Source organism: Streptomyces sp. LS1784, from assembly GCF_020103755.1.
Taxonomy (GTDB): domain Bacteria; phylum Actinomycetota; class Actinomycetes; order Streptomycetales; family Streptomycetaceae; genus Kitasatospora.
In genome coordinates, this window is record NZ_JAHSQD010000642.1 from 1 (window position 1) to 4,339 (window position 4,339).

A 4,339-nucleotide genomic window follows, 5' to 3' on the forward strand; every position below is an offset into this window, starting at 1 on the left:
GCACCGCCCGCACAGCCACCTGCGCAGCCGCCCGTCGGCAGCCCGGAGTACACGGCCTACGCGCCGACCGCGACCGGGTTCCCCACCCAGGCCCCGCCGCCGCCCGGCGGCGCACCGGTCGGCCCGTACGACCCGGTCCCCAGCGCTCCGTACGGCGCCCCGGACGCCGGGCAGGCCTACAACGCCGGCGGCTACAACTACGCGCAGCAGCCCGGGTACAGCTACCCCGGCGCGCCCGTCGCTCCCGTCGCGCCCAAGCAGCGCAACCCCGTGATGCTGTGGGGCGGGATCATCGGCGGTGTGCTGGCGATCTCGATCGTGGTCGCCCTGGTCGTCCTGCTCAAGGGCCCCGGCCCCGAGCCCGATCCGGCCCCCGGCCCGATCAGCACCGGCACCACCGACGACGGCGGGACCAGCAACGGCCCCACCCCCGGCCCCGGTCCCAAGGGCGGCACCTTCACCGTCGCCTGGAGCGTCCCCAAACCGGCCAACGCGGACAGCGCGAACCAGCTGCTCGGCGTCTGGGGCACCGACAAGCTCGCCGTACGCGTCGACAGCTCGGGCATCAGGGGCTACAACCTGGCCGACGGCAAGGAGGCCTGGACCATCCCCGTCCCGGCCGGCAGCAAGGAGATGTGCACCGCCTCGTACGGCGCCAACTCCAAGGGCGTCGCCGCCGTCTCCTTCAACACCGGTGACAGCGACTGCTCCACCGTCGGCGCCGTCGACCTGGCCCAGGGCAAGCTGCTCTGGACCGTCAAGGTCTCGGCCGACCGGATGTCCTCGCCGACCCTCAGCGTCACCGAGAACGTGGTCGCCATCGGCGGCAACACGGTCGGCGCCCTGAACATCGCCAACGGCCAGCCGGCCTGGCAGTACCAGCCGCGCGACAAGGACTGCATCCTGCGCGGCAAGGCGGCCGGCGTCCAGATCGCGGTCAGCGACCGCTGCTACGGCACCAGCGGCCCGAAGTCCCAGCTGGTCATCGTCAACGCCGAGACCGGCAAGCCGGCCAGCACCCCGGTCACCCTCACCGGCAGCATCGAGCAGGTCGACTCGGTCGTCCAGGACAAGCCGCTGGTGCTGCTGATGTCCAACGGCCCGCAGGGCGACTACATCCTGCCGTTCGACAAGGACAACAAGCCGGGCAACCAGATGTCCGTCAAGGAGCCCGGTTCGGACAGCCTGCGGCTCTCCGGCCAGGACGAGGCCCTCACCCGCAACGTCGTCAGCGGCACCACGCTGTACGTCCAGGTCAGCGGCAGCAAGTCGGGCATCAACGCCTACGACCTGAACACCGGCAAGCGGCTCTGGTCGGCCAACTCCGGCTCGGCCGGCAACGACATGCGCCTGGTGGCCGGGACCGACAAGGACGGCAAGGTCCGCGCGATCGTCGACCAGGGCTACAACAAGCCCGCCCGGCTGGTGACGCTCTCGCCGACCGACGGCTCGATGACCGATCTCGGCACCATGACCATGCCGACCAGCATGAGCATCGGCAGCAGCAGCTCCGAGTACCTGATCGCGGACGACGGCGCCGTCTACGCGTTCCGCCGCTACAGCGCCAGCGACGGTCCGCTGACCAAGTGGAAGAAGTGACCCCGGGGTGACACCGGGGCCGACGCCGGGGGCGTGACCCTCGTCGCGAGCCGCACGGGCGGGGCGGGTACGGGCTGATCGCCCGGGCCCGCCCCGCCCGTGATTATTCGGCCGCCCCGTCCGTTGGACGTGCGAGGATTCGGACCATCAGTCTGACAAAGGAGTGCAGCGAGTGCCCGGCACAAACCTGACCCGTGAGGAGGCCCGCACCCGGGCCGACCTCCTCCACGTGGACGCGTACGACATCGAGCTCGACCTCGGTTCGGCCCGCGAGGGCGGTACCTTCCGGTCCACCACCGTGGTCCGGTTCACCGCCACCACCCCCGGCGCGGAGACCTTCATCGACCTCGTCGCCCCGAGCGTCGAGGAGATCACCCTCAACGGCGTGCGGCTCGACCCGGCGAGCTTCGTCGACAGCCGCATCCCGCTGCCGGGCCTGGCGGCCGAGAACGAGCTGCGGGTCGTCGCGAACTGCGCGTACACCAACACCGGTGAGGGCCTGCACCGGTTCGTCGACCCGGTCGACGGCGAGACCTACCTGTACACCCAGTTCGAGGTGCCGGACGCCCGCCGGGTCTTCGCCACCTTCGAACAGCCCGACCTGAAGGCCGCGTTCGCGTTCACCGTGACCGCGCCGAAGGGCTGGGTCGTGGTCTCCAACTCGCCGACCCCCGAGCCGGTCGGCGACGGAGACACCCAGGTCTGGACGTTCGAGCCCACCGGCCGGATCTCCAGCTACATCACCGCGCTCGTCGCCGGCCCGTACGTCGGGGTCTTCGACACCTACGAGAACGGCGAGCAGAAGGTGCCGCTGGGCGTCTACTGCCGGCCCTCGCTGCGCGAGTTCCTGGACCCGGAGGCCGTCTTCGAGGTCACCAAGCAGGGCTTCGACTACTTCCAGGAGAAGTTCGACTTCCCGTACCCGTTCGCCAAGTACGACCAGCTCTTCGTCCCGGAGTTCAACGCCGGCGCGATGGAGAACGCGGGCGCCGTCACCCTGCGCGACCAGTACGTGTTCCGCTCCAAGGTCACCGACGCCGCGTACGAGGCCCGTGCCGCGACGATCCTGCACGAGCTCGCCCACATGTGGTTCGGCGACCTCGTCACCATGGAGTGGTGGAACGACCTCTGGCTCAACGAGTCCTTCGCGACCTTCGCCGAGGCCGTCTGCCAGGCCGAGGCCCCCGGCTCCAAGTGGCCGCACTCCTGGACCACGTTCGCCAACCAGATGAAGACCTGGGCGTACCGGCAGGACCAGCTGCCGTCCACCCACCCGATCATGGCGGACATCAACGACCTGGAGGACGTCCAGGTCAACTTCGACGGCATCACCTACGCCAAGGGCGCCTCGGTGCTCAAGCAGCTGGTGGCGTACGTCGGCCAGGACGCCTTCTTCCAGGGCGTGCAGGCCTACTTCAAGCGCCACGCCTGGGGCAACACCCGGCTCAGCGACCTGCTCGGCGCCCTGGAGGAGGCCAGCGGCCGCGACCTCAAGGCCTGGTCCAAGGCCTGGCTGGAGACCGCCGGCATCAACGTGCTGCGGCCCGCCGTCACCGTCAACACCGACGGCGAGATCGAGTCCTTCACCGTGCTCCAGGAGGCCCCCGCGCTGCCCGCCGGCGCCAAGGGCGAGGCCGTGCTGCGGCCGCACCGCATCGCGATCGGCCTGTACGAGCTGAACGGCGACGCGCTGGTGCGCACCGACCGGATCGAGCTGGACGTCGACGGCCCGCGCACCGAGGTGCCCGAGCTGGTCGGCCGGCACCGCCCGGCCGTCGTGCTGCTGAACGACGACGACCTCTCGTACGCCAAGATCCGGCTGGACGAGGACTCGATGGCCGTCGTCACCGAGTACCTCGGCGGCTTCACCGACTCGCTGCCGCGCGCGCTGTGCTGGGCCTCCGCCTGGGACATGACCCGCGACGGCGAGCTGGCCGCCCGCGACTACCTGTCGCTGGCGCTGTCCGGCATCGGGCGTGAGAGCGACATCGGCGTGGTGCAGTCCGTGCACCGCCAGGTCAAGCTCGCCCTCGACGCCTACGTCGACCCGGCGTGGCGCGAGGAGGGCCTCGACCGCTGGGCCGCCGCCGCGGAGGAGCACCTGCGCGCCGCCGAGCCCGGCAGCGACCACCAGCTGGCCTGGGCCCGCGCCCTCGCCGCGGTCGCCCGTACGGACGGTCAGCTGGGCCTGCTCGCCGGGCTGCTGGACGGCTCGGTGGAGATCAAGGGCCTCGCGGTGGACACCGAGCTGCGCTGGACCCTGCTCACCCGGCTCGCCGCCACCGGCCGGGCCGACGAGGCCCTCATCGCCGCCGAGCTGGAGCGGGACAACACCGCGGCCGGCCAGGAGCACGCGGCCACCTGCCGCGCCGCCCGGCCGACCGCCGAGGCCAAGGCGGAGGCCTGGGCGTCGGTGGTGGAGTCCGACAAGCTGACGAACTATGTGCAGGAAGCGGTCATCGCCGGCTTCCAGCAGTCCGACCAGCGCGAGCTGCTCGCGCCGTACGCGGCGAAGTACTTCGCGGCGGTGAAGGGCGTCTGGGAGACCCGCAGCCACGAGATCTCGCAGCAGATCATCGTCGGGCTGTACCCGGCCCTGCAGGTGACGCAGGAGACGCTGGACACGACCGACGCGTGGCTGGCCTCGGCCGAGCCGGCGCCGGCGCTGCGGCGCCAGGTCGTCGAGGCGCGGGCGGGCGTCGAGCGCGCGCTCAAGGCCCAGGCGGCCGACCGTGCGGCG

Annotated in this window: 2 protein-coding genes; both read left to right on the forward strand. The window is 71.4% G+C overall.

Going from position 1 to position 4,339, the window contains the following annotated elements; genetic code table 11:
- A partial coding sequence (locus KS423_RS39590) for a PQQ-binding-like beta-propeller repeat protein (protein WP_224284570.1) occupies positions 1-1,599 on the forward strand: 1,599 nt, incomplete at its 5' end.
- A 172-nt stretch (positions 1,600-1,771) separates the two neighbouring features.
- Positions 1,772-4,339, forward strand: a 2,568-nt coding sequence (gene pepN / locus KS423_RS39595) for an aminopeptidase N (RefSeq protein ID WP_224284571.1), incomplete at its 3' end; no start/stop codon positions are given.